The sequence below is a fragment of the Aeromonas rivipollensis genome, from assembly GCF_010974825.1.
Taxonomy (GTDB): domain Bacteria; phylum Pseudomonadota; class Gammaproteobacteria; order Enterobacterales; family Aeromonadaceae; genus Aeromonas; species Aeromonas rivipollensis.
In genome coordinates, this window is the sequence record NZ_JAAILA010000011.1 from 88,051 (window position 1) to 110,745 (window position 22,695).

Genomic DNA, 22,695 nt, shown 5'->3' on the forward strand with positions numbered 1-22,695 from the left:
GTCAGGGCCGGGGTTCGATGTTAGCTGTGTTTGATGACGCGGTCGATAGTGTCGTCGGGGCGCAGGGTGAGCACCTCGCAGCCATCCTCGGTGACCAGCAGGGTGTGTTCCCACTGGGCGGAGTCGCCGCCGTCCTTGGTGGTGACGGTCCAGCCATCCTTGGGATTGATGCGGCAATGATACTTCTTGCTGTTGACCATGGGCTCTATGGTGAAGCACATGCCCGGTTTGAGTTCCAGCTTGCCGCCGTTGCGGTAGTGCAGGATCTGCGGCTCTTCGTGGAACTCGCTGCCGATGCCGTGGCCGCAGTAGTCACGTACCACGGAGAAACCGGCCTGCTCGACGATGGGCTGGATCACGGCGCCGATCTCGGTGATGCACATGCCAGGACGCACCTGCTTGATGGCGGCGTACAGGCTCTCTTGTGCCACCTTGCACAGCTGGCGACGCAGGGGCGTGGTCTGGCCCACGATGAACATGGCGGAGGTGTCGCCGTGGTAGCCATCCTTGATGACGGTGATGTCCAGGTTGATGATGTCCCCTTCCCGCAGCTTCTTGTGATTGGGGATGCCGTGGCAGATCACATCATTGACCGAGGTGCAGATGGACTTGGGGAAGCCGTGATAGTTGAGCGGCGCGGGGATGGCCTGCTGTACCTCGACGATATGGTTGTGGCACAGGGTGTTCAGCTCGTCTGTGGTGACGCCAGCCTTGACATGGGGGGCGATCATGACCAGCACATCGGCGGCCAGCTGGCCGGCAATGCGCATCTTTTCAATCTCTTCCGGTGTCTTGATTTTAATGGACATGGGATCTCTCTTGGGGCCCGACTGCGCATCCTGCCGATGCCCAACAATCAGGTAATGAAAAATAGATGCGTTTGCAATCAGGGCAAAATTTTATCCCCAACCCCCGTTTACTTCCAGTGTGATCGTCATCGCAACGTCATCAAGCGGTCGCAGCCCCCGTCGGGATCCATTTTTAGCGGTCCATCTGGTGGTGTCCTGACCAAAGTTATGGTATAAAGCGCGCCGGAATGGGGAACTTGTGTCCTCATGCCATCACCCTTACTCAAACAACACACACACATCGACACCTGTACCGGGGTGCCCCTTTGGGGTCGGTTACATGGGATGTGTGGAGGCCTAACCCCAATACAGAGGTATAAAATGGCTAAAGTTTCTATGCGCGACATGCTGCAAGCCGGCGTTCACTTCGGTCACCAGACTCGTTACTGGAACCCGAAAATGAAGTCCTACATCTTCGGCGCCCGCAGCAAGGTTCACATCATCAACTTGGAAAAAACCGTTCCGATGTTTGACGATGCCATGAACTTCATCAGCTCCGTAGCTGCCAAGAAGGGCAAGGTCCTGTTTGTAGGTACCAAGCGTGCCGCGTCTGAAGCCGTAAAAGAAGCCGCTGAGCGTTGCGACCAGTTCTATGTTAACCACCGCTGGCTGGGCGGCATGCTGACCAACTGGAAAACCGTTCGTCAGTCCATCAAGCGCCTGAAAGATCTGGAAACCCAGAGCCAAGACGGTACCTTCGACAAGCTGACCAAGAAAGAGGCGCTGATGCGTACTCGCGAAATGGACAAGCTGGAGAAGAGCCTAGGTGGTATCAAGAACATGGGCGGCCTGCCTGACGTTCTGTTCGTTGTCGATGCCGACCACGAGCACATCGCTATCAAAGAAGCCAATAACCTGGGTATCCCGGTAGTTTCCATCGTTGATACCAACTCCAACCCGGACGGCGTTGACTATGTCATCCCGGGTAACGACGACGCTATCCGTGCCGTACAGCTGTACCTGAATGCTGCTGCTGACACCGTACTGGAAGCTCGCGCTCAGGACATCGTTGTTCAAGCCGAACAAGATGGCTTCGTTGAAGCTGAGTAATTGATAAGGACTGTAAAGCCCTTATTAACCAAGCTGATGTAATTGGTTAGCAGGGGCCCTTGTGGCCCCTGTTTCTTGTCAATTCAAGACCGAGGATACTGGACATGGCTAACGTTACTGCCGCCCTGGTAAAAGAACTGCGCGAGCGCACTGCCGCTGGCATGATGGATTGCAAAAAAGCGCTGGAAGAAGCCGCTGGTGACATCGAGCTGGCCATCGAGAACATGCGCAAATCCGGTCAGGCCAAGGCCGCCAAGAAAGCGGGCCGTATCGCCGCTGAAGGCGTGATCTTCGCCCGTACCGAAGGCAACATTGCCGCCATGATCGAGCTGAACAGCGAAACCGACTTCGTCGCCAAAGACGCCAGCTTCATGGCCATGGGCCAGAAGATCGCCGACATCGCCGCGACCCAGAAAATTGCTGACATCGACGCCCTGAAGGCCGCCGATTTCGGTAACGGTGAGTCCGTTGAGCTGACCATCACCAACCTGATCGCCAAGATCGGTGAGAACATGAACCTGCGTCGCGTGATGCTGGTTGAAGGTGACAACCTGGGCACCTACGTACACGGTTCCCGTATCGGTGTTATCACCAAGCTGACCGGTGGTACTGCCGACCTGGCCAAAGATCTGGCCATGCACGTCGCTGCCAACAGCCCGCAGTTCGTCAAGCCTGAAGACGTGTCTGCTGAAGTCGTTGCCAAAGAGCGCGAAATTCAGATCGACATCGCCATCAACTCCGGCAAGCCGAAAGACATCGCCGAGAAGATGGTTGAAGGCCGCATGAAGAAGTTCACCGGTGAGGTTTCCCTGACTGGTCAACCCTTCGTGAAGGATCCGTCCATCACTGTGGCTGAGCTGCTGAAGAAAGAAGGCGCTGACGTTGTTTCCTTCACCCGTTTCGAAGTGGGCGAAGGCATCGAGAAGCAAGAGACCGATTTCGCGGCTGAAGTTGCAGCCCAGATCGCGGCCGCTCAAAAGGCCTAATCGAACCGGTTTTTCCGTTTCCCCAGACCGCGACTTATGTCGCGGTCTTTATATGACCAGGAATCAGTGACATGAGTACCAATCCCAAGCCTGCATACAGACGTGTTCTTCTGAAGTTGAGTGGTGAAGCCCTGCAAGGATCCGAGGGTTTTGGCATTGATCCAGCGGTGTTGGAGCGGATGGCCCAAGAGATCAAAGAGCTGGTTGAGCTGGGTGTTCAGGTCGGTCTGGTCATTGGCGGCGGCAACCTGTTCCGTGGTGCCGGTCTTGCCAAGGCGGGCATGAACCGCGTGGTGGGTGACCACATGGGCATGCTGGCGACCGTCATGAACGGCCTGGCCATGCGTGATGCCCTGCATCGTGCTTATGTGAATGCCCGTCTGATGTCTGCCATCTCCCTGCAGGGTGTCTGCGATTCCTACAGCTGGGCCGAGGCCATCAGCCAGCTGCGTGCCGGCAAGGTGGTGATCTTCTCCGCCGGTACCGGCAACCCCTTCTTCACCACCGACTCCGCAGCCTGCCTGCGCGGCATCGAGATCGAAGCCGACGTGGTGCTCAAGGCCACCAAGGTCGATGGTGTGTTCACCGATGATCCGGTCAAGAACCCGGATGCAGTGCTCTATCAAGAACTGAGTTATGATGAAGTTCTTGAAAAAGAACTCAAAGTGATGGATCTTGCTGCTTTTACCCTGGCCCGCGACCACGATCTGCCGATCCGGGTGTTCAACATGAACAAACCGGGTGCATTGCGTCGGGTTATCATGGGTGAGCCGGAAGGTACCCTGATCCACCACGTCAGCAAGTAAGACAAGCCTGAGCCGCCTGGCGCGCTTGTCCATTACGCCAGTAAACAAGATAGATACGGGCCGCATGCCGGCTCGTTCGCCAAAAGGAAAACCACTGTGATCAACGAGATTAAAAACGACGCCAAGGACCGCATGGCCAAGAGCGTAGAATCGCTCAAGACCCAGATGTCCAAGATCCGTACCGGCCGTGCTCATCCGAGCCTGCTCGACGGTATCCAGGTGGAGTATTACGGTGCCGCCACTCCTCTGAAACAGTTGGCTAACGTAGTGGCAGAAGATGCCCGCACCCTGTCCATCTCCATCTTCGATCGCTCCATGATCCAGGCGGTGGAAAAAGCCATCCTGACCTCAGATCTGGGCCTGAACCCGTCCAGCAATGGCCAGACTCTGCGTGTGCCGCTGCCCGCGCTGACCGAAGAGCGTCGCCGCGATCTGACCAAGATAGTCCGTGCCGAAGCCGAAGGTGCCCGGGTTGCCGTGCGCAACATCCGTCGCGATGCCAACGCAGACCTGAAGGCTCTGCTGAAGGACAAGGAGATCTCCGAGGACGACGACCGTCGCGCCCAGGAAGAGATTCAGAAACTGACCGACGCCTTCGTCAAGCTGGTGGATGACGCCCTGGCCGCGAAGGAAAAGGAGCTAATGGAAATCTAAGCCTCCGACAGGTATATTACGAGCGCCGTGTAGTGCCCCTGCACGGCGCTTTTGTCTTTGTGGGAGAAATGAATGTCGCTTTTGGCAGCGCTAGGCGATAGCGCCAGCTCGTCCTTGCCTCGTCACGTCGCCATCATCATGGATGGCAATGGTCGCTGGGCTCAGAACCGTGGCAAGATGCGGGTCTCTGGCCACAAGGCGGGCGTGAAATCCGTGCGTGAGGCCGTGGCCTTTGCCGCCCGTGCCAAGATGGAGGCGCTGACGTTGTTCGCGTTCTCCAGTGAGAACTGGCGCCGCCCGGAAGGGGAGGTCAATGCCCTGATGGAGCTATTCATGACGGTGCTTGGCCGCGAGGTGAACAAGTTGCACAGCAATGGCATCCGGCTCAAGGTGATCGGCGATACCGCCCGTTTCAGTGAACGGCTGCAGGCCAAGATCGCCAAGGCCGAGGCCCTGACCGCCGGCAACCAGGGACTCACCCTCAACATCGCCGCCAACTATGGCGGTCAATGGGACATAGCCCAGGCGGCCCGCAGGCTGGCTCGCGCCGTGGCAGCGGGCGAGCTGGATGCAGAGGCGGTCGATGAAGAGGCACTGGCACGTCAGGTCTGCATGGCCGATCTGCCTCCGGTGGATCTGCTGATCCGTACCGGCGGGGATCATCGCATCAGCAATTTTGTGTTATGGCAGCTTGCTTATGCCGAGCTCTATTTTACCCCGGTCTTGTGGCCCGACTTTGACGAGGCCGAGTTCAGCGGGGCAGTTGCCTCCTTCGTTGCTCGCGAGCGTCGCTTCGGGTGTACGGGTGAACAGATACGGGAATTGATCGCCGCGCAACAGACCGGCTAAACCCCGCTCCCAAGAGAGAGGTTTCTTTTGCTAAAACAACGAATTATTACCGCATTACTGTTAGTACCCCTGGTGTTGGGGGCACTGTTTTTCCTGCCATTGAAATTCTTTGCCCTGCTCGCAGCCCTGGTCTTTCTGCTGGCCAGCCGTGAGTGGAGCGCCTTCGTCTCTGCCCAGCCGCAACAATGGTTGCCGCTGGTGTTCTGCCTGTTGCTCGGTGCCAGCCTGTTCTGGGTGCCGGTAGAGCAACTCTGGATCCCCCAGCTGCATCCGCTGGTGATGGGCGTGCTCTGGACCGCCATCAGCTGGTGGCTGCTCGGGCTGCTGCTGGTGCTGCGCTACCCCCGCAGCGCCAGGTTGTGGAAAGAGTCCGTCTGGCTCAAGTCCCTGTTCGGTCTGGTGACCCTGGTGCCCTTCTTCTGGTCCCTGGTGGCCATCCGTGGGTACAACTTCTATCACGACCCCATGATGGGGGCCTGGATCCTGCTGTTCGTGATGGGCCTGGTCTGGGCGGCAGATTCTGGCGCGTATTTTTTCGGCAAGGCGTTCGGCAAGCACAAGCTGGCCCCGGCCGTCAGCCCGGGTAAAACCATAGAGGGCATGCTGGGCGGCCTCTTTACCGCCAGCGTGCTGGCCATCAGCGTGACCTGGTTCATGGGCTTCGTGCCGGCCAAGATGGGGGTGGTGCTGCTCTGCTCCCTGCTGGCGGTGCTGGCGTCCGTGCTCGGCGATTTGACCGAGAGCATGTTCAAGCGGGAGGCCGGTATCAAGGATTCCGGCACCCTGCTGCCGGGTCACGGCGGCATCCTCGATCGCATCGACAGCCTGACGGCGGCGCTGCCCGTCTTCCTGCTCAGCTATCTGCTACTCGGTCAGGAGTTCTGATGCGCAATCTGGTCATTCTGGGAGCCTCCGGCTCCATCGGTCAGAGCACCCTCAAGGTGCTGCGGCAGAATCCGGGGCGCTGGCAGGTGCTGGCGCTGACCGCGGCTCGCAGCGTGGATGCCATGGTGCGGGACTGTCTCGAATTCTCCCCCCGTTTCGCCGTCATGGTGGATGAGAGCGCCGCCAGCGATCTGGCCGGGCGGCTCAAGACCCATGGCTGCGCCACCCGGGTACTCTCTGGTCAGGCTGCCCTGTGCGAAGTGGCCGCTCACCCTGACGCCCACAGCGTCATGGCGGCCATCGTCGGTGCGGCGGGTCTGGCACCCACCATGGCCGCCGTGCGTGCCGGCAAGCGGATCCTGCTGGCCAACAAGGAGGCCCTGGTGATGTCCGGCGCCTTCTTCATGGAGGCGGTGCGCCACCATGGGGCCGAGCTGCTGCCCATCGACAGCGAACACAATGCGATCTTCCAGTGCCTGCCCGAGGCCATTCAGCGCGAGCCTGGCTTCTGCGATCTGGCCGGGGCGGGCATCAGCAAGATACTGCTTACCGGCTCAGGGGGCCCCTTCCGCTATACCGACATCGACGAGCTGGCCAGAGTCACGCCGGCCCAGGCGGTGGCGCACCCCAACTGGTCCATGGGGGCCAAGATCTCGGTGGACTCCGCCACCATGATCAACAAGGGGTTGGAATACATAGAGGCGCGCTGGCTGTTCAACGCTCTCCCTGAGCAGATCCAGGTGGTGATCCACCCCCAGTCGGTGATCCACTCCATGGTGCAGTACAAGGACGGTTCAGTGCTGGCCCAGCTGGGTAACCCGGACATGTGTACCCCCATAGCCCACGCCCTGGCCTACCCGGCCAGGATTGAGTCCGGTGTGGAACCTTTGGATTTCTTCAGTGTCGGAGAGTTCAGCTTTATCCGCCCCGACTACGCCCGTTATCCCTGCCTGGCACTGGCCATGGCGGCCTGCCTGCAAGGACAGGCGGCGACCACCTCTCTCAATGCCGCCAATGAAGAGGCCGTCGCGGCTTTTCTTGCAGAGCGCATTGGATTTATGGATATTGCCAGAGTCAACGAATCCATCATGACGACACTGGGCACCAGTGCCGCAGGTTCGCTGGAGGATCTGATTGCGCTGGATGGCAGGGCCCGTGCCCATGCCCAGCAACTGATAGAGGAGCTTGCCGTATGAACGGACTGTGGTGGCCTGGTGCCGCTCTCTACGCCCTCGAGCGCCGAACTGGACATGACCCCGAGGTGATCGGCTGATGGGCGCCTTGTTATGGAATATTGGTGCCTTCATCGTGGCCCTGGGGCTGCTGGTGGCGGTGCATGAATTTGGCCACTTCTGGGTAGCCCGCCGCTGCGGCGTCAAGGTCGAGCGTTTCTCCATCGGCTTTGGCAAGGCTATCTGGCGCCGCATCGGCAAGGATGGCACCGAATATGTGCTGGCCCTGATCCCGCTGGGTGGCTACGTCAAGATGCTGGATGGCCGGGTCGATGAGCTCAAGCCGGGGGAGGAGGCACAGGCCTTCAACCACAAGAGCGTCTGGGCAAGGATGGCCATAGTCGCGGCCGGCCCCATGGCGAACTTCGTGTTCGCCCTGTTCGCCTTCTGGCTGATGTTCATGATAGGGGTGCCGAGCGTCAAGCCGGTGGTCGGCGAGGTGCGCCCTGCGTCCATAGTGGCCCAGGCCGGCATAGAGCCTGGCATGGAGATCGTCGGCGTCGGCGACGAGGCCACCGGAGACTGGGAGAGCGTGACCTATGCCCTCATCAGCCATCTGGGTGACAAATCGGTACAGCTCAAGCTGAAGGCGCCAGGCGCCAGCTACGCCGTCGACAAGACGCTGATGCTGGATAGCTGGACTTTCGATCCGGACAAAGAGTCCCCCATCGGCAGCCTGGGGATAGTCCCTCTCGGCGGCAAGGTGCTGCCGGTGGTACAGGCCATAGTGCCCTCGAGCGCCAGCGAGAAGGCGGGTCTGCAGGTGGGGGATCGCATCAAGGGCGTGGGTGATCAGGCGATCACCGAATGGACCGAGTTTGTCGAGCGAGTGCAGCAATCACCGGAGCAGCCACTGGAGGTGACGGTGGAGCGCGAGGGCAGCGATCTGACCCTGACCCTGACCCCGGATGTGAAAAAAGTACGGGGCCAGCTGGTCGGTTTCGTCGGCTTGTCGCCGCAACTGGTTCCATTACCGGATGAGTATCGAGTTCTGTTACAGTATGGGCCTTTGCAAGCCCTGTGGCATGGGGTCCAGAAGACCTGGAGCCTGATCACGCTGACCTTTGACATGATCGGCAAGCTGATCGGTGGCATCGTCTCCCTGGACAACCTGAGCGGCCCCATCTCCATCGCCAAGGGGGCTGGCAGCAGCGCAGATTACGGGTTGGTCTATTTCCTCGGTTTCCTGGCGCTCATCAGCGTCAACCTGGGGATCATCAATCTGTTCCCCCTGCCGGTGCTGGATGGGGGCCATTTGGTCTACTTCCTCATCGAGGCAGTCACCGGCAAGCCGGTACCAGAAAAAATTCAGGAAATTGGGTTCAGGATAGGCGCCGCCATTCTGATGTTACTGATGGGCATTGCGCTGTTTAATGATTTCGCTCGCCTCTGAGGCTAGAGCATCAACAAGGACACATAAGAACAAAATGGCTGTTAAAAAAGCATTGGTGTTGAGTTGCCTGCTGGGAGCCAGCTTCCTGGCTCAGGCGGCCCCTGCCTCTTTTGTGGTGCAAGACATTCAGGTCGAGGGTCTGCAGCGGGTGACCCTGGGCGCCGCCCTGTTGAATCTGCCGGTCCGGGTCGGTGACTCCGTGGACTCGGTGGCCCTGGCCAACGCCATCAAGAAGCTCTATGCCTCCGGCAACTTCGAGGACGTCAAGGTCTATCGTGACGGCCAGGTGCTGCAAGTCGTGGTGAAGGAACGCCCGACCATCTCCAGCATCGAGTTTTCCGGCAACAAGGACATCAAGGAGGAGCAGCTGACCCAGAGCCTGGAGTCCTCCGGCATCCGCGTCGGTGATCCCCTGGATCGCACAGTGCTGAGCTCCCTCGAGAAGGGACTGGAAGATTTCTACTACGGCGTGGGCAAGTACTCCGCCAAGGTCAAGGCCATAGTCACCCCGCTGCCTCGCAACCGGGTTGACCTCAAGTTCACCTTCGTGGAAGGGGAAGCGGCCAAGATCCAGCAGATCAACATAGTCGGCAACCAGGTGTTCCCGGAAGAGAAACTGCTGGCCCAGCTCTCCTTGAAGGACGATGTGCCCTGGTGGAACTTCACCGGCGATCAGCGCTACCAGAAGCAGAAGCTGGCCGGTGACATCGAAGTGCTGCGCTCCTACTACATGGACCGCGGCTACATACGTTTCGCCCAGGAGTCCACCCAAGTCTCCATGACCCCGGACAAGAAGGGCGTCTACGTCACCCTGAACATCAAGGAAGGGGATCAGTACAAGGTCTCCGGCGTGCAGCTCAAGGGCGATCTCATCGACCGTGGCGGCGATATGAAGGGGCTCATCCCCATAGAGGCGGGCAGCGTCTACTCCGCCAGCCAGGTGACCCACACCGAAGAGGTGCTCTCCAAGTTCCTCGGCCGTTATGGCTATGCCTACCCCAAAGTGGTCACCTTCCCCCAGGTCAATGACCAGACCAAGGAAGTGGAGCTGATCGTCAACATAGAGCCGGGCCCCCGTGTCTATGTGCGCAACATCAACTTCAGCGGCAACGTCACCACCAAGGACGAAGTGCTGCGTCGCGAGATGCGTCAGATGGAAGGCACCTGGCTCTCCTCCGACAACGTCGAGCAGTCCAAGACCCGTCTCAACCGCCTCGGCTTCTTCGAGACCGCGGAAGTGGACACCAAACGGGTGGCGGGCAGCGACGATCAGGTCGATCTGGACTTCAAGGTCAAGGAGCAACCGGCAGGCTCCATCAACGCCGGCATCGGCTACGGTACCGAGTCTGGTCTGAGCCTGCAGGCGGGCCTGCAGCAAGACAACTTCATGGGGACCGGCAAGAAGATCGGCATCAACGCCAGCACCAACGACTACTCGAAGAACATCGATCTCAGCTACAACGATCCCTACTTCACCGTCGATGGCGTCAGCCTGGGCGGCCGCCTCTACTACAACAAGTTCAGCGCGGCCGATGCCAACATAGTCGACTACGAGAACACCACTATAGGCTTCCGCCTCTCCAGCGGTTTCCCGGTCAACGAGAACAACCGTCTCGACTTCAGCCTTGGCTACGAGAACAACAAGCTGTCCCAGCCCAACCCCTATGTGCAGGTGGATGAGTTCTGGAAGGTGTACCAGGCCAACCTGGACGGCGACAACCGCATGGTGTTCAACACAGTGGATGTCACCGCCGGCTGGACTCGCTCCACCCTCAACAAGGGCCAGTTCCCGACCGCGGGTGACCGTCAGCGGGTGAACGCCAAGGTGACTGTGCCTGGCATGGATCTGCAGTACTTCAAGCTCAACGCCGAAGACTCCCATTACTTCCCGTTTGATGCGGACCACCAGTGGGTCATGCTGGCCAAGGCCCGCGCCTCTTACGGCAATGGCTACGGCAGCAACGGTGACTACGACCACGTGCTGCCCTTCTTCGAGAACTACTACGCCGGTGGTTTCGACACCCTGCGCGGCTTCAAGAGCAACACCGTCGGTCCTAAGGCGCTCTACTACTACAACCTGGGCGGTAACGACGTGATCCAGGGCACCGACAGCTCGGTGGGGGGCAATGCCCTGGCGGTAGCCTCCCTCGAGATGATAGTGCCGACGCCGTTCGCGTCTGAAAGCTACCAGCCCCAACTGCGGACCAGCTTCTTCATCGATGCCGGTACAGTGTGGGATACCACCTTCGAATATGGTCAGTACCAGAACCGTTGCTTCAGTGGCTGTAACTATCTGATGGACTATTCTGACCCCACCAATATCCGGATGTCGGCGGGTCTGTCACTGCAGTGGCTCTCCCCCATGGGCCCCCTGGTGTTCGTGATTGCACAACCGCTCAAGAAATACGAAGGGGACGATACCGAAGTCTTCTCCTTCAACATCGGCCGTACCTTCTAAGGGCGCGGACGCTCCCCCACTTCGGTGGGGGTATTCAATGATGGGACGCGCAGCTTGCGTGCCTCACCAGGTAACAAGCCGGTCCCAGAGATCGCTTGCACAATCAGGTAAATCAGGTAGCCCTCGACCGAGGGACCAAGGAGTAAGTGTGAATAAAGCGTTGAAAGTAGCTGGTTTGAGTTTTGCACTGATGGCTGCCGGTATGGGCTCCGCCTGGGCTGAGACCAAGATCGCCGTGGTAGACATGGGCGAAGTCTTCCAAAAGCTGCCCCAGCGTGAAGCCGTGGCCAAGAAGCTGAAGGGTGAGTTCGAGCCGCGCATGCGCGAGCTGCAGAAACTGGAATCCGACGGTCAGGCTCTGGTCGAGAAGTTCAAGAAGGACGAAGCCTTCATGAGCAACGAGCAGAAGAAGCAGAACCAGGAGAAGCTGGCCAAGCTGCAGATGGAGTTCAACCAGAAGCGTCAGGCGTTCGAGCAGGACAACGGCCGTCGTCAGGCTGAAGAGCGCAACAAGATCCTGACCAAGGTGCAGGCTGCCATCGATTCCATCGCCAAGAGCAATGGCTATGATCTGGTGCTGGAGCGCAATGCTGCTCCCTATGCCGCCAGCAAGCTGGACATCTCCAGCCAGGTTATCTCTCAGGTAAGCAAGAGCAACTAATTGATGGCATTCACTCTCGCACAGCTGGCCCAGCAACTGGGGGCCGAGGTCCATGGGGATGGGACCCGGGAAATCCGCAAGGTAGCGACACTGGAAAAAGCCGGGGAGGGGGAGATTGCCTTCCTGTCCAACAAGAAGTACCGGCATTTCCTGGAGCAGAGCAAGGCGACTGCCGTGCTCATCACTGAGGCGGACCTGCCGTTTTGCCCCACCAATGCCCTGGTGCTCAAAGACCCCTATGTGGGGTTTGCCCGGGTAGCCCAACTGCTGGACACCACACCGCAGCCGGCCACGGATATACATCCGAGTGCCGTCATAGCGGCGGATGTGCAACTGGGCGAGAGAGTGGCCATCGGCGCCAATGCGGTCATCGAATCCGGCGTCGTGCTGGGGGATGATGTCCGCATAGGTCCGGGCTGTTTCGTTGGCAAGAATACCCGACTGGGAGCTCGCTCCCGGTTGTGGGCCAACGTCACCCTGTATCATAACGTGACCCTGGGCACGGACTGTCTGGTGCAAGCCGGCACAGTGATCGGGGCCGACGGTTTCGGTTATGCCAACGAGCGTGGCGAGTGGATCAAGATCCCCCAGCTCGGTGGCGTGACCATAGGCAACCGGGTGGAAATCGGTGCCTGCACCACCATAGACCGCGGTGCCCTGGAAGACACCCGCATCGCGGACAACGTCATCATCGACAACCAGTGCCAGATCGCCCACAACGTCGAGATTGGCTACGGCACCGCCGTGGCGGGCTCGACCGTGATGGCCGGTAGTCTCAAGGTCGGCAAATACTGTATCATTGGCGGCGCTTCCGTCTTTAACGGGCACATGGAGATCTGCGACCAGGCCACCGTCACCGGTATGGCCATGGTGATGCGACCCATTACCGAGCCCGGCATCTACTCTTCCGGCATCCCCCTGCAAACCAATAAAGAGTGGCGCAAGACCGCCGCCCGGGTGATGCGTATCGAAGAGATGCACAAGCGGTTGAGCCGACTTGAGAAAAAGCTGGATCAAGAATAATCACGATTGGTATAGGGTACTGTTTTGACTACTGAAAAGAAAAGCCTGGGGATCCAGGAAATCATGGATCTGCTGCCCCACCGTTATCCGTTCCTGATGGTGGACAAGGTGGAAAATTACGAGATCAGCGATGAGCGCAAGACCCTTCGCGCCATCAAGAACGTCTCGTTCAACGAGCCGATCTTCCAGGGGCACTTCCCGGCCAAGCCGGTGTTCCCCGGCGTGCTGATCCTGGAGGCCATGGCCCAGGCGACCGGTATCCTGGCCTTTACCATGGTGGGCAAGCCGTCCCCCAATGAGCTCTATTACTTCGCCTCCATCGACAACGCCCGCTTCAAGCGTCCGGTCGGCCCTGGCGATCAGCTGGTGCTCGACGTAGAGTTCCTGAAGGAGCGTCGCGGCATCGCCAAGTTCACCGGCGTTGCCACCGTCGACGGTGAAGTGGTCTGTACCGCCGAACTGATGTGCGCCAAACGCGAGGTGTAACCGTGATTGACCAGACTGCCATCATCCACGATACCGCCATCGTCCATGAGTCTGCCGTGATCGGCAAAGGGGTTGAAATCGGCCCCTTTACCGTCATCGGTGCCGAGGTGGAGATAGGTGACGACACCTGGGTGGCTTCCCACGTGGTGATCAAGGGCCCGACCAAGATCGGTCGCGGCAACAAGATCTTCCAGCACACCTCCATAGGTGAAGATTGCCAGGACAAGAAGTACGCCGGTGAGCGCACCTTCCTCGAGATCGGCGACAACAACGTGTTTCGCGAGAACTGCACAGTGCACCGCGGCACCACCCAGGATCAGAGCCTGACCCGGGTCGGCAGCGGCAACCTCTTCATGGTCAACGTCCACGTGGCCCATGACTGCATGATCGGTGACAACTGTATCTTCGCCAACAACGCGACCCTGGCAGGCCATGTTCACATCGGTGACTTCGTGATCTTCGGCGGTCTGTCTGCCATTCACCAGTTCGGCCGCGTCGGCTCCCACGCCTTCGTCGGTGGCTGCGCCGCCCTGAACAAGGACGTGCCTCCCTACGTGATGGCCGCCGGCAACTACGCCAAGCCGTTCGGGGTCAACTCCGAAGGGCTGCGTCGTCGTGGCTTCAGCGCGGAAGCCATTTCGGCCGTCAAGCGTGCCTACAAGGAGATCTTCCGCTCCGGCAAGACCATCGAAGAGGTGTTGCCGGTACTGAGCGAGATGGCGGCCACCGAGCCGGCCGTACAGCTCTATGTGGATTTCCTCAAGGGCAACGAGCGCGGGATCATCCGTGCCTAAGCCTATCCGTATCGGCATAGTCGCCGGAGAGACCTCCGGCGACATCCTGGCTGCCGGTCTGGTGCGCGAGCTGCTGGCTCGCTATCCCGATGCCCAGTTCGAAGGGATCGCCGGGCCGCGGATGCAGGCCCTGGGCGTCAAGGCCCTGTTCGAGATGGAAGAGCTTTCCGTCATGGGTATCAGCGAGGTGCTGGGACGTCTGCCCCGGATCCTCCAGGTGCGCCGCGAGCTGCTGCGGCATTTTATTGCCAATCCTCCTGACATCTTCGTCGGGGTGGATGCACCTGATTTCAATATCGGGGTGGAGCTGAAACTGCGCCGCGCCGGTATCAAGACGGTCCACTATGTCAGCCCCTCTGTCTGGGCCTGGCGTCAGGGCCGCATTCACAAGATCAAGGCCGCCACCGACATGGTGCTCGCCTTCCTGCCGTTCGAGAAAGCCTTCTACGACCGTTTCGATGCCCCCTGCCGCTTCGTCGGCCACACCATGGCGGATGACATTCCCCTGGTGCCGGATCAGCAGGAGATGCGCGAGACGCTCGGCCTGGAGCCGGGCCGCCGCTGGCTGGCGGTGTTGCCGGGCAGCCGCAGCGCCGAGGTCGGCTTCATGTCCCCCGTCTTCCTCGAGGCGTGCAAGCACCTGACGGTGCACTGCCCGGATCTCGGCTTCATAGTGCCACTGGTGAACGAGACACGGCGCGAGCAGTTCCTCGCCATCAAGGCCGAAGTGGCGCCGGATCTCGACATGGTGCTGCTGGACGGTCAGGGCCGTGAGGCCATGATAGCCGCCGACGTGGTGATGCTGGCGTCCGGCACGGCCGCGCTGGAAGCCATGCTGGTGAAGCGGCCCATGGTGGTAGGTTACAAGCTCAAGCCGCTCAGCTACTGGCTGGCCCAGTGGCTGGTGAAGACGGAGTACGTCTCCCTGCCGAATCTGCTGGCAGACCGGATGCTGGTGCCCGAGCTCATCCAGCATGAGTGCACCCCGGCCAATCTGGTGGAAGAGGTCAGCAAGTTGCTGGAGCACGACAACAGCGAGCTCATCGCCACCTTCACCAAGTTGCACCAGAAGATCCGCTGCAACGCCGATGTGCAGGCCGCCGAGGCGGTGGCCGAGCTGCTCGACAGTTAGGGTGGCTGGCGGCGCGCTTTTGGCGTTATGTTGTGCTGATACTGGCCCTGCGGGGCCGGTTTTGATTCAAGGCCTGTGATATGACGATCGATATTCCACAAGACAAGCTGGTTGCCGGGGTTGACGAGGTGGGCCGTGGCCCCCTGGTGGGTGACGTGGTCACCGCCGCCGTGATCCTGGATCCCGCCAATCCCATTGAAGGCCTCGCCGACTCCAAGAAGCTCTCCGAGAAGAAGCGCCTCGCCCTGTATGGCGAGATCAAGGCAAAGGCCCTGGCCTGGTCCATAGGCCGCGCCACCCCGGATGAGATCGATCAGCTCAACATACTGCACGCCACCATGCTGGCCATGCAGCGCGCCGTGGCGGGCCTCTCCATGACACCCGAGCTGGTCTTTATCGATGGCAACCGCTGCCCTAGCTTGCCCATGGAGGCGCGCGCCGTGGTCAAGGGCGACAGCCTGGTGGCTGCCATCAGCGCCGCCTCCATCCTCGCCAAGGTGACCCGTGACGCCGAGATGACAGAGCTGGACAGCCGTCATCCCGAGTACGGCTTCGCCCGTCACAAGGGTTATCCCACCGCCGAACACCTCGCCATATTGGCCGAGCGCGGCCCCCTGCCCGAATATCGGCAGAGCTTCAAACCGGTGCGCCGGGCGCTGGGGATCGAATAACCATGGCCGATCCTCGCTTCGTCCACCTGCGGGTCCACTCCGACTTCTCCATGGTCGATGGCCTGCAAAAGATTGGCCCCATCGTCTCGGCCGCCGCGGCCAACAACATGCCGGCCCTGGCCCTGACCGACCAGATGAACATGTGCGGCCTGGTGCGCTTCTATGGCTCAGCCCATGGCAAGGGGATCAAGCCTCTGGTCGGGGCGGATTTCTGGGTGCAGAGCGATGAGCTCGGTGACGAGCAGTTCCGCCTCACCCTGCTCGCCATGGACAACGACGGCTACCAGAACATCACCCTGCTCATCTCCCGCGGCTACCAGCGCGGTCACGTGCAGGGGCGCCCCGTCATCGACAAGGGCTGGCTGGTCGAACATGCCAAGGGGGTGATAGTGCTCTCAGGCGGTCGCGAGGGGGATCTGGGCAAGTTCCTGCTCAAGGGCAACCGTCAGATGGTGGAGCAGAGCCTCGCCTTCTACCGGACTCACTTCCCGGATGCCTACTACCTCGAGCTGCTGCGTACCGGCCGACCCGATGAAGAGGTCTACCTGCACATGGCGGTGGCCATCGCCGCCGAGTTCGAGCTGCCCGTGGTGGCCACCAACGAGGTGGTGTTCCTCGGGGCCGATGACTTCGATGCTCACGAGATCCGGGTCGCCATCCACGACGGCTACACCCTGATGGACAAGCGCCGTCCGCGCCGCTACAGCCCGCAGCAGTACCTGCGCAGCCAGGAGGAGATGTGCGAGCTGTTTGCCGACATTCCCGAGGCGCTGGAAAACACGGTGGAGATCGCCAAGCGCTGCAACGTGACTGTGCGTCTGGGCGAATACTTCCTGCCGAACTTCCCGACCGGTGACATGAGCACCGAAGACTTCCTGGTGATGAAGTCCAAGGAGGGGCTGGAAGACCGTCTGGCCTTCCTGTTCCCGGATCCGCAAGTACGCGCGGCCAAGCGCGGCGAGTACGACGAGCGCCTCGACATCGAGCTCAAGGTGATCAACCAGATGGGCTTCCCGGGTTACTTCCTCATAGTGATGGAGTTTATCCAGTGGTCCAAGGACAACGGCATCCCCGTCGGCCCGGGCCGGGGATCGGGGGCGGGCTCCCTGGTGGCCTACGCCCTCAAGATCACCGATCTGGATCCCCTCGAGTTTGATCTGCTGTTCGAACGCTTCCTCAACCCCGAGCGGGTCTCCATGCCCGACTTCGACGTCGACTTCTGCATGGACAGACGGGACGAGGTGATCGAGCACGTCTCCGAGATGTATGGCCGGGAGGCGGTGTCCCAGATCATCACCTTCGGCAGCATGGCGGCCAAGGCGGTGGTGCGGGACGTGGGCCGGGTGCTGGGCCACGCCTATGGTTTCGTGGATCGCATCTCCAAGCTCATTCCGCCGGATCCGGGCATGACGCTGGCCAAGGCATTCGAGGCCGAGCCCAAGCTGCCGGAGCTCTACGAGCAGGACGAGGAGGTCAAGGACCTCATCGACATGGCGCGCCGGCTGGAAGGTGTGGTGCGCAACGCCGGCAAACACGCCGGTGGCGTGGTGATAGCTCCCACCAAGATCACCGACTTCGCGCCGCTCTACTGCGACGATTCCGGTCATCACCCTGTTACCCAGTTCGACAAGAACGACGTGGAGTACGCGGGCCTGGTGAAGTTCGACTTCCTGGGGCTGCGGACCCTCACCATCATCGATTGGGCGCTCGGCATGATCAACCCGCGCCTGGCCAAGGAGGGCAAGCCGCCGGTCGACATCGCCGCCATCCCCATCGACGACAAGAAGTCGTTCGCGCTCTTGCAGCGCTTCGAGACCACGGCGGTGTTCCAGCTCGAATCCCGCGGCATGAAGGATCTGATCAAACGGCTGCAGCCCGACTGCTTCGAAGACATGATCGCCCTGGTAGCCCTGTTCCGTCCGGGCCCGCTGCAGTCCGGCATGGTGGACAACTTCATCGAGCGCAAGCACGGCAAGGAGGCCATCTCCTACCCGGACGAGAAGTGGCAGCACGAGAGCCTCAAACCCATACTGGAGCCCACCTACGGCATCATCCTCTACCAGGAGCAGGTGATGCAGATAGCCCAGGTGCTGGCGGGCTATACCCTGGGCGGCGCGGACATGCTGCGCCGGGCCATGGGCAAGAAGAACCCCGCCGAGATGGCCAAGCAGCGTTCCGGCTTCGAGGAAGGGGCGGTCAAGAACGGGGTCGACGGCGAGCTGGCGATCAAGATCTTCGATCTGGTGGAGAAGTTTGCGGGCTACGGCTTTAACAAATCCCACTCCGCCGCCTATGCGCTGGTCTCCTACCAGACCCTCTGGCTCAAGACCCACTTCCCGGCCGAGTTCATGGCGGCGGTGATGACCGCCGACATGGACAACACCGACAAGATAGTGACGCTAGTGGACGAGTGCCAGCGCATGGGGCTCACAGTGATACCGCCGGATGTGAACACAGGCCGCTATCGCTTCTCGGTCAACGAGGACGGTCACATCGTCTACGGCATAGGCGCGGTGAAAGGTGTGGGCGAAGGCCCCATAGATGCGATTCTCAGCGCGCGGGATCAGGACGGGCCCTTCCGGGATCTGTTCGACTTCTGCAACAGAGTCGACATCAAGAAGCTCAACAAGCGGGTGATGGAGAAGCTCATCCTCTCCGGCGCCATGGACCGACTGGGCCCGCACCGCGCCGCCCTGATGGCGACGCTGGAAGAGGCCATGCGCGCCGCCGAGCAGCACGCCAAGGCCCAGGCGGTGGGGCAGGTCGACATGTTCGGGGTGCTCACCGAGGAGATAGACGACGTCAAGAAGGCGTTCGCCAACGTGCCGCACTGGCCCGACAAGGTGTGGCTGGAGGGGGAGCGCGAGACCCTCGGGCTCTACCTCACAGGTCACCCCATCAACCAGTACAGCAGCGAGCTGCGTCGCTACACCTCGGGCCGTCTGTGCGATCTGCATCCCACCTCCCGGGATACGGTGACCACGGCAGCCGGGCTGGTGATCGCGGCCCGCAGCATGGTGACCAAGCGCGGCAACAAGATGGGGATCTTCACCCTGGACGACAGATCCGGCCGTCTGGATGTGACCCTGTTCAGTGAAGCGCTGGAAAAATACGAAGAATTGATGCAAAAAGACCGTATTTTAGTGGTTTCTGGACAGGTCAGCTTTGATGACTTCTCCGGTGGCCTTAAAATGTCGGCCCGCGAATTGCTGGATATCAACGATGCGAGGGAGCGTTTCGCCAGGGCGATCCGCATTTCCCTCGATGAACAACGCATTGACGAACGCTTTTTCCCGCGTTTGTGCGAGATTTTGGAGCCCGCCCGTGCCGGAGTCTGTCCGGTTCAGGTAAACTATCGTCGGCCCGGCTCCCGGGCGCGATTGACGCTCGGTACCGAGTGGCGGGTGACGCCCACCGATCAACTGATAGATGACTTGCGAGTCCTGCTTGGACGAGAGCGGGTTGAATTGGTTTTTGATTAGAGGATCTATTGTCCCTATGAGTCTTTTTCTGGATTTTGAACAGCCGATCGCCGAATTGCAGGCTCAGATCGATGAACTTCGCCATGTGAGCGAGCACAACAGTGCCGTGGATCTCAGCGAAGATATCCGTCGGCTGGAGAAGAAAAACGAAGAGCTGACCAAGAAGATCTTCGGCGATCTGGGTGCCTGGCAGGTGTCCCAGATGGCGCGTCATCCCCAGCGCCCCTACACCCTCGACTACATCGAGCAGATCTTCACCGACTTCGACGAACTGGCCGGTGATCGCGCCTACGCCGATGACAAGGCCATCGTCGGCGGCATAGCCCGCCTGGACGGCGAGCCTGTGATGGTGATTGGTCAGCAGAAGGGTCGCGAGACCAAGGAGAAGATCCGTCGCAACTTCGGCATGCCGCGCCCGGAAGGGTACCGCAAGGCCCTGCGCCTGATGCAGATGGCCGAACGCTTCAAGATGCCGATCATCACCTTCATCGACACCCCAGGCGCCTACCCCGGCGTGGGTGCCGAGGAGCGTGGCCAGTCCGAGGCCATCGCCCGCAACCTGAAAGTCATGGCCGGTCTGACCGTGCCCGTGGTCTGCACCGTGATAGGTGAAGGCGGCTCCGGCGGCGCCCTCGCCATCGGTGTCGGCGATCGCGTCAACATGCTGCAGTACTCCACCTACTCCGTCATCTCGCCGGAAGGCTGCGCCTCCATACTGTGGAAGAGCGCCGACAAGGCGCCGGTGGCCGCCGATGCCATGGGCATCACGGCCCAGCGCTTGAAGGAGCTCAAACTCATCGACAGCATAGTCGAAGAGCCCCTCGGCGGCGCCCACCGCAACGTGGAGCTGATGGCCCAGCGCCTGAAGGATCGCATCAAGCAAGACCTGGCTGCCTTGCGCCCGCTCGACAGCGACCAGTTGCTGGAGCAGCGCTACCAGCGCCTGCTGGGTTACGGCTACTGCTGATGCCCGGCCTTGTGCCCTGAAGAGTGCCTGAAAAGTGCCGGAAGGCCCCTGCTGATGCGGGGGCCTTCTTTTTTGGGCTGAACCTTGGGGCCTTGTTGGCGGGGTGCCTTATCGCCCTTGATGGTGCGTGGCATTGAGTGGGGTGGGTTCGGCGGAACCCGGGTGGAAAAGCAGGACGGCTGTGTTCGCCAGCGTACAGACGGGAAGGGGGAAGGGGAATAACCTGGCTGTCAGGTATACAGGTTGCCGTCAATGCGCCAGTCAGCGTGCAGCAACGGTAACAGCTCTGTGGTGTGAGAGGCAGGGCGCCATGGCTGGTCATTCTCCAGATGTTGCCAGCGTCATGTTCACTCGAGAGGGAGTCAGATCGTCATGAAAAACCCTAACCATGTTACCAATGCCTTCGTTGCCGCCCTGTTGCTGGCTGCCATCGCCATGGGCTGCGCCTCAACGGCCAACAAGGAAGGAACGGGAGAATATATCGATGATTCCGTGGTCACCACCAAGGTGATCTCTGCGATATTTTCCGACCCTGAACTCAAATCGGCAGAAATCAATGTGGAAACCTTCAAAGGGGTGGTGCAATTGAGTGGCTTTGTCAGCTCCAAGGCGAGCATCGACAAGGCCAGCAGGGTGGCCAGCGGGGTCGCTGGAGTCACCTCGGTGAAAAATGATCTGCGTTTGAAGTGATGCCGTAAACGCAGCCACCAAAAATACAAGGGGCGGGTATAGCCGCCCCTGATCCACATATATCCCCAGACTCATCCCTGCTGTCGCTTTGCTGATGCTGGGATCTCTTTTGCTTGCGCCACAGGCTGAATGAAATGGCCCCCGGACCCAGGAGATGGGCCCGGGGGCTTTTTGCTAGAAAATGGCGGCCAGCAGCCAGCTGGCGATAAAGCCGATGGCGATCGCTATGCCGATGCTGCCCATGGGGTTGCTCTTGATCTTGCCGCGCAGGTCCTTGAGGTTGGAGGCTCTGGCCTCCTTTATCTCATTGCCTTTCTCGCTCAAGACGTTGGCGGTTGAATTGACCGCCTTGGCGACTTTGTCGACCGCCTCGTGGGTGTTCTCGGTCATCTGCTTCACCGTGGAGTTGATGTTATGAGCGGCATGGTCTGCCTCTCTCTTCTCCCCGGCAGGGATGACGCTGGCGTCCTCTTTGGTGACTGAGGCGCTTTTTTCAGCTGGGCTCATGATATTTCTCCATATCCGCTGTGTGCCGGGGGAGGGGCGCTCCCTCTGGCATCTCTAGGTGGATGGGGTGGCAGTCCCATTGCGCCTTGATGTCGAGCAATGACTGCGATTGGCTGTGCGATGCAGTGGCACCCGAACAAGCATGCCGCCCACTGCGTCTGTGGGTGTCAGAACGACCTCAATATGCCTCATCCGTATTGTTGTGTCGGTACGTTAGGACACATAACAGGGAGTGTGTGAATGACGGACATATGGCCGCTCGGGTATTGCGGGCGGTTCAGTGGTGATGGCGCCGATACGTTAGCCCAGGTCGTGGGTTTGCCCTATCTTTAGCCTTGATTGAATTTTCGTGTGAGTCGCCACCTGGAGAGAGACATGCCTGAGCATCATCCGCGGTTGAACCATTTGCTGGCGGCCCTGCCCCCCGAGGTCTACACACGTCTGCTGCCGCACCTCGAATACATAGATTTACCCCTGGGCAAGGTCTTGTACGAATCGGGCGACGCCCTGCGCCATGTCTATTTCCCCATCGACTGCATCGTCTCCCTGCTCTATGTGATGAAAGACGGCGCCTCGGCGGAGATCTCCGTGGTGGGCAACGAGGGGTTGATCGGGGTGGCCCTGTTCATGGGGGGCGAAAGCACCACCAGCCGCGCCCTGGTGCAGAGTGCGGGCCATGCCTACCGCCTGAAGGGGCAGTTGCTCAAAAGCGAATTCAATCTGCACGGCGACATGCTGCACCTGGTGTTGCGCTACACCCAGGCGCTCTTGACCCAGATGGCGCAGACGGCGGTGTGCAATCGTCACCACTCCATCGATCAGCAACTCTGCCGCTGGCTGCTGCTCTCCCTCGACAGGCTCTCGGGTGACAAGCTCTCCATGACCCAGGAGCTGATCGCCAACATGCTGGGGGTCAGGCGGGAGGGGGTGACGGATGCGGCGAGCAAGTTGCAAAAGCTGGGGGTGATAGAGTACCGCCGTGGTCACATCACAGTGCTGGACAGGCCCAAGCTGGAGCAGCTCAGCTGCGAATGCTATGCGGTGGTCAAGGCCGAGACGGATCGGCTGCTGCCCTATCTGCCCATAGTCCCCAAGCCCTGAATACACCCCATACCCGAACT

General features: G+C 60.3%; 21 protein-coding genes. 19 read left to right on the plus strand and 2 right to left on the minus strand.

Annotated features, from left to right (window positions below; translation table 11 throughout):
* Window positions 1–20: 20 nt before the first annotated feature.
* Window positions 21–809, minus strand: coding sequence for a type I methionyl aminopeptidase (gene map / locus G4923_RS08140; protein ID WP_106886071.1), 789 nt, complete (start codon window positions 807–809; stop codon window positions 21–23).
* 360 nt (window positions 810–1,169) lie between these two features.
* Here map and rpsB point away from each other — a divergent pair, with 360 nt between their 5' ends.
* The 18 genes from rpsB to G4923_RS08230 all read left to right on the plus strand — a co-directional run bounded on the left by rpsB (window position 1,170) and on the right by G4923_RS08230 (window position 21,067).
* Window positions 1,170–1,898: a 30S ribosomal protein S2 gene (gene rpsB / locus G4923_RS08145; RefSeq protein ID WP_025327917.1), complete on the plus strand. Its 729-nt coding sequence runs from the start codon at window positions 1,170–1,172 to the stop codon at window positions 1,896–1,898.
* Window positions 1,899–2,002: 104 nt separating this feature from the next.
* Window positions 2,003–2,884: a translation elongation factor Ts gene (tsf, locus tag G4923_RS08150; RefSeq protein WP_025327916.1), complete on the plus strand. Its 882-nt coding sequence runs from the start codon at window positions 2,003–2,005 to the stop codon at window positions 2,882–2,884.
* Between the two features lie 71 nt (window positions 2,885–2,955).
* The gene (pyrH, locus tag G4923_RS08155) at window positions 2,956–3,690 is read left to right on the plus strand and encodes a UMP kinase (RefSeq protein WP_025327915.1); all 735 of its coding nucleotides are present in this window, start codon (window positions 2,956–2,958) and stop codon (window positions 3,688–3,690) included.
* A gap of 96 nt (window positions 3,691–3,786) precedes the next feature.
* Complete coding sequence (frr, locus tag G4923_RS08160) at window positions 3,787–4,344, plus strand: ribosome recycling factor (protein WP_106886072.1); 558 nt, start codon at window positions 3,787–3,789, stop codon at window positions 4,342–4,344.
* Between the two features lie 72 nt (window positions 4,345–4,416).
* On the plus strand, window positions 4,417–5,193 hold the full coding sequence (uppS, locus tag G4923_RS08165) for a polyprenyl diphosphate synthase (protein ID WP_025327913.1): 777 nt from the start codon (window positions 4,417–4,419) through the stop codon (window positions 5,191–5,193).
* A gap of 27 nt (window positions 5,194–5,220) precedes the next feature.
* Window positions 5,221–6,078 carry a phosphatidate cytidylyltransferase gene (locus G4923_RS08170; protein ID WP_111909925.1) on the plus strand — a complete coding sequence of 286 codons (858 nt, stop codon included), beginning with the start codon at window positions 5,221–5,223 and terminating at the stop codon, window positions 6,076–6,078.
* Window positions 6,078–7,274 (plus strand): 1-deoxy-D-xylulose-5-phosphate reductoisomerase, encoded by a 1,197-nt coding sequence (gene ispC, locus G4923_RS08175; protein WP_163136510.1) that lies wholly within the window; start codon window positions 6,078–6,080, stop codon window positions 7,272–7,274. The genes G4923_RS08170 and ispC overlap by 1 nt, the downstream gene beginning before the upstream one ends.
* A gap of 76 nt (window positions 7,275–7,350) precedes the next feature.
* Complete coding sequence (rseP, locus tag G4923_RS08180; protein WP_163136512.1) at window positions 7,351–8,703, plus strand: sigma E protease regulator RseP; 1,353 nt, start codon at window positions 7,351–7,353, stop codon at window positions 8,701–8,703.
* 34 nt (window positions 8,704–8,737) lie between these two features.
* Window positions 8,738–11,161, plus strand: coding sequence for an outer membrane protein assembly factor BamA (gene bamA / locus G4923_RS08185; RefSeq protein ID WP_111909928.1), 2,424 nt, complete (start codon window positions 8,738–8,740; stop codon window positions 11,159–11,161).
* A 148-nt stretch (window positions 11,162–11,309) separates the two neighbouring features.
* Window positions 11,310–11,822: an OmpH/Skp family outer membrane protein gene (locus tag G4923_RS08190; RefSeq protein WP_025327908.1), complete on the plus strand. Its 513-nt coding sequence runs from the start codon at window positions 11,310–11,312 to the stop codon at window positions 11,820–11,822.
* Between the two features lie 3 nt (window positions 11,823–11,825).
* Window positions 11,826–12,845 carry a UDP-3-O-(3-hydroxymyristoyl)glucosamine N-acyltransferase gene (lpxD, locus tag G4923_RS08195; protein WP_106887881.1) on the plus strand — a complete coding sequence of 340 codons (1,020 nt, stop codon included), beginning with the start codon at window positions 11,826–11,828 and terminating at the stop codon, window positions 12,843–12,845.
* Window positions 12,846–12,869: 24 nt separating this feature from the next.
* On the plus strand, window positions 12,870–13,331 hold the full coding sequence (fabZ, locus tag G4923_RS08200; RefSeq protein ID WP_010673414.1) for a 3-hydroxyacyl-ACP dehydratase FabZ: 462 nt from the start codon (window positions 12,870–12,872) through the stop codon (window positions 13,329–13,331).
* Between the two features lie 2 nt (window positions 13,332–13,333).
* A complete protein-coding gene (gene lpxA / locus G4923_RS08205) occupies window positions 13,334–14,125 on the plus strand; it encodes an acyl-ACP--UDP-N-acetylglucosamine O-acyltransferase (protein WP_106886076.1) in 792 nt (263 codons plus the stop codon).
* Window positions 14,118–15,257 (plus strand): lipid-A-disaccharide synthase, encoded by a 1,140-nt coding sequence (gene lpxB / locus G4923_RS08210; protein ID WP_163136515.1) that lies wholly within the window; start codon window positions 14,118–14,120, stop codon window positions 15,255–15,257. The genes lpxA and lpxB overlap by 8 nt, the downstream gene beginning before the upstream one ends.
* A gap of 80 nt (window positions 15,258–15,337) precedes the next feature.
* Window positions 15,338–15,928, plus strand: coding sequence for a ribonuclease HII (gene rnhB, locus G4923_RS08215; protein WP_111909931.1), 591 nt, complete (start codon window positions 15,338–15,340; stop codon window positions 15,926–15,928).
* 2 nt (window positions 15,929–15,930) lie between these two features.
* Entirely contained in the window at window positions 15,931–19,410 is a 3,480-nt protein-coding gene (gene dnaE / locus G4923_RS08220) for a DNA polymerase III subunit alpha (RefSeq protein WP_139745758.1), read from the plus strand.
* A gap of 16 nt (window positions 19,411–19,426) precedes the next feature.
* On the plus strand, window positions 19,427–20,377 hold the full coding sequence (gene accA, locus G4923_RS08225; RefSeq protein ID WP_025327902.1) for an acetyl-CoA carboxylase carboxyl transferase subunit alpha: 951 nt from the start codon (window positions 19,427–19,429) through the stop codon (window positions 20,375–20,377).
* Window positions 20,378–20,749: 372 nt separating this feature from the next.
* Entirely contained in the window at window positions 20,750–21,067 is a 318-nt protein-coding gene (locus G4923_RS08230; protein WP_111909933.1) for a BON domain-containing protein, read from the plus strand.
* Window positions 21,068–21,241: 174 nt separating this feature from the next.
* On the opposite strand, the gene G4923_RS08235 is transcribed toward G4923_RS08230, so the two are convergent.
* Entirely contained in the window at window positions 21,242–21,574 is a 333-nt protein-coding gene (locus G4923_RS08235; protein WP_163136517.1) for a hypothetical protein, read from the minus strand.
* Between the two features lie 375 nt (window positions 21,575–21,949).
* On the opposite strand from G4923_RS08235, the gene G4923_RS08240 reads away from it, so the two are divergent.
* Entirely contained in the window at window positions 21,950–22,675 is a 726-nt protein-coding gene (locus G4923_RS08240) for a Crp/Fnr family transcriptional regulator (protein WP_106886082.1), read from the plus strand.
* Window positions 22,676–22,695: the final 20 nt, after the last annotated feature.

What these genes read in the sequence shown, in the direction of transcription:
- map (WP_106886071.1), bottom strand. Translation starts at nt 809, where the DNA reads ATGTCCATTAAAATCAAGACACCGGAAGAGATTGAAAAGATGCGCATT.
- rpsB (WP_025327917.1), top strand. Translation starts at nt 1,170, where the DNA reads ATGGCTAAAGTTTCTATGCGCGACATGCTGCAAGCCGGCGTTCACTTC.
- tsf (WP_025327916.1), top strand. Translation starts at nt 2,003, where the DNA reads ATGGCTAACGTTACTGCCGCCCTGGTAAAAGAACTGCGCGAGCGCACT.
- pyrH (WP_025327915.1), top strand. Translation starts at nt 2,956, where the DNA reads ATGAGTACCAATCCCAAGCCTGCATACAGACGTGTTCTTCTGAAGTTG.
- uppS (WP_025327913.1), top strand. Translation starts at nt 4,417, where the DNA reads ATGTCGCTTTTGGCAGCGCTAGGCGATAGCGCCAGCTCGTCCTTGCCT.
- ispC (WP_163136510.1), top strand. Translation starts at nt 6,078, where the DNA reads ATGCGCAATCTGGTCATTCTGGGAGCCTCCGGCTCCATCGGTCAGAGC.
- rseP (WP_163136512.1), top strand. Translation starts at nt 7,351, where the DNA reads ATGGGCGCCTTGTTATGGAATATTGGTGCCTTCATCGTGGCCCTGGGG.
- bamA (WP_111909928.1), top strand. Translation starts at nt 8,738, where the DNA reads ATGGCTGTTAAAAAAGCATTGGTGTTGAGTTGCCTGCTGGGAGCCAGC.
- lpxD (WP_106887881.1), top strand. Translation starts at nt 11,826, where the DNA reads ATGGCATTCACTCTCGCACAGCTGGCCCAGCAACTGGGGGCCGAGGTC.
- rnhB (WP_111909931.1), top strand. Translation starts at nt 15,338, where the DNA reads ATGACGATCGATATTCCACAAGACAAGCTGGTTGCCGGGGTTGACGAG.
- dnaE (WP_139745758.1), top strand. Translation starts at nt 15,931, where the DNA reads ATGGCCGATCCTCGCTTCGTCCACCTGCGGGTCCACTCCGACTTCTCC.
- accA (WP_025327902.1), top strand. Translation starts at nt 19,427, where the DNA reads ATGAGTCTTTTTCTGGATTTTGAACAGCCGATCGCCGAATTGCAGGCT.
- G4923_RS08230 (WP_111909933.1), top strand. Translation starts at nt 20,750, where the DNA reads ATGAAAAACCCTAACCATGTTACCAATGCCTTCGTTGCCGCCCTGTTG.
- G4923_RS08235 (WP_163136517.1), bottom strand. Translation starts at nt 21,574, where the DNA reads ATGAGCCCAGCTGAAAAAAGCGCCTCAGTCACCAAAGAGGACGCCAGC.
- G4923_RS08240 (WP_106886082.1), top strand. Translation starts at nt 21,950, where the DNA reads ATGCCTGAGCATCATCCGCGGTTGAACCATTTGCTGGCGGCCCTGCCC.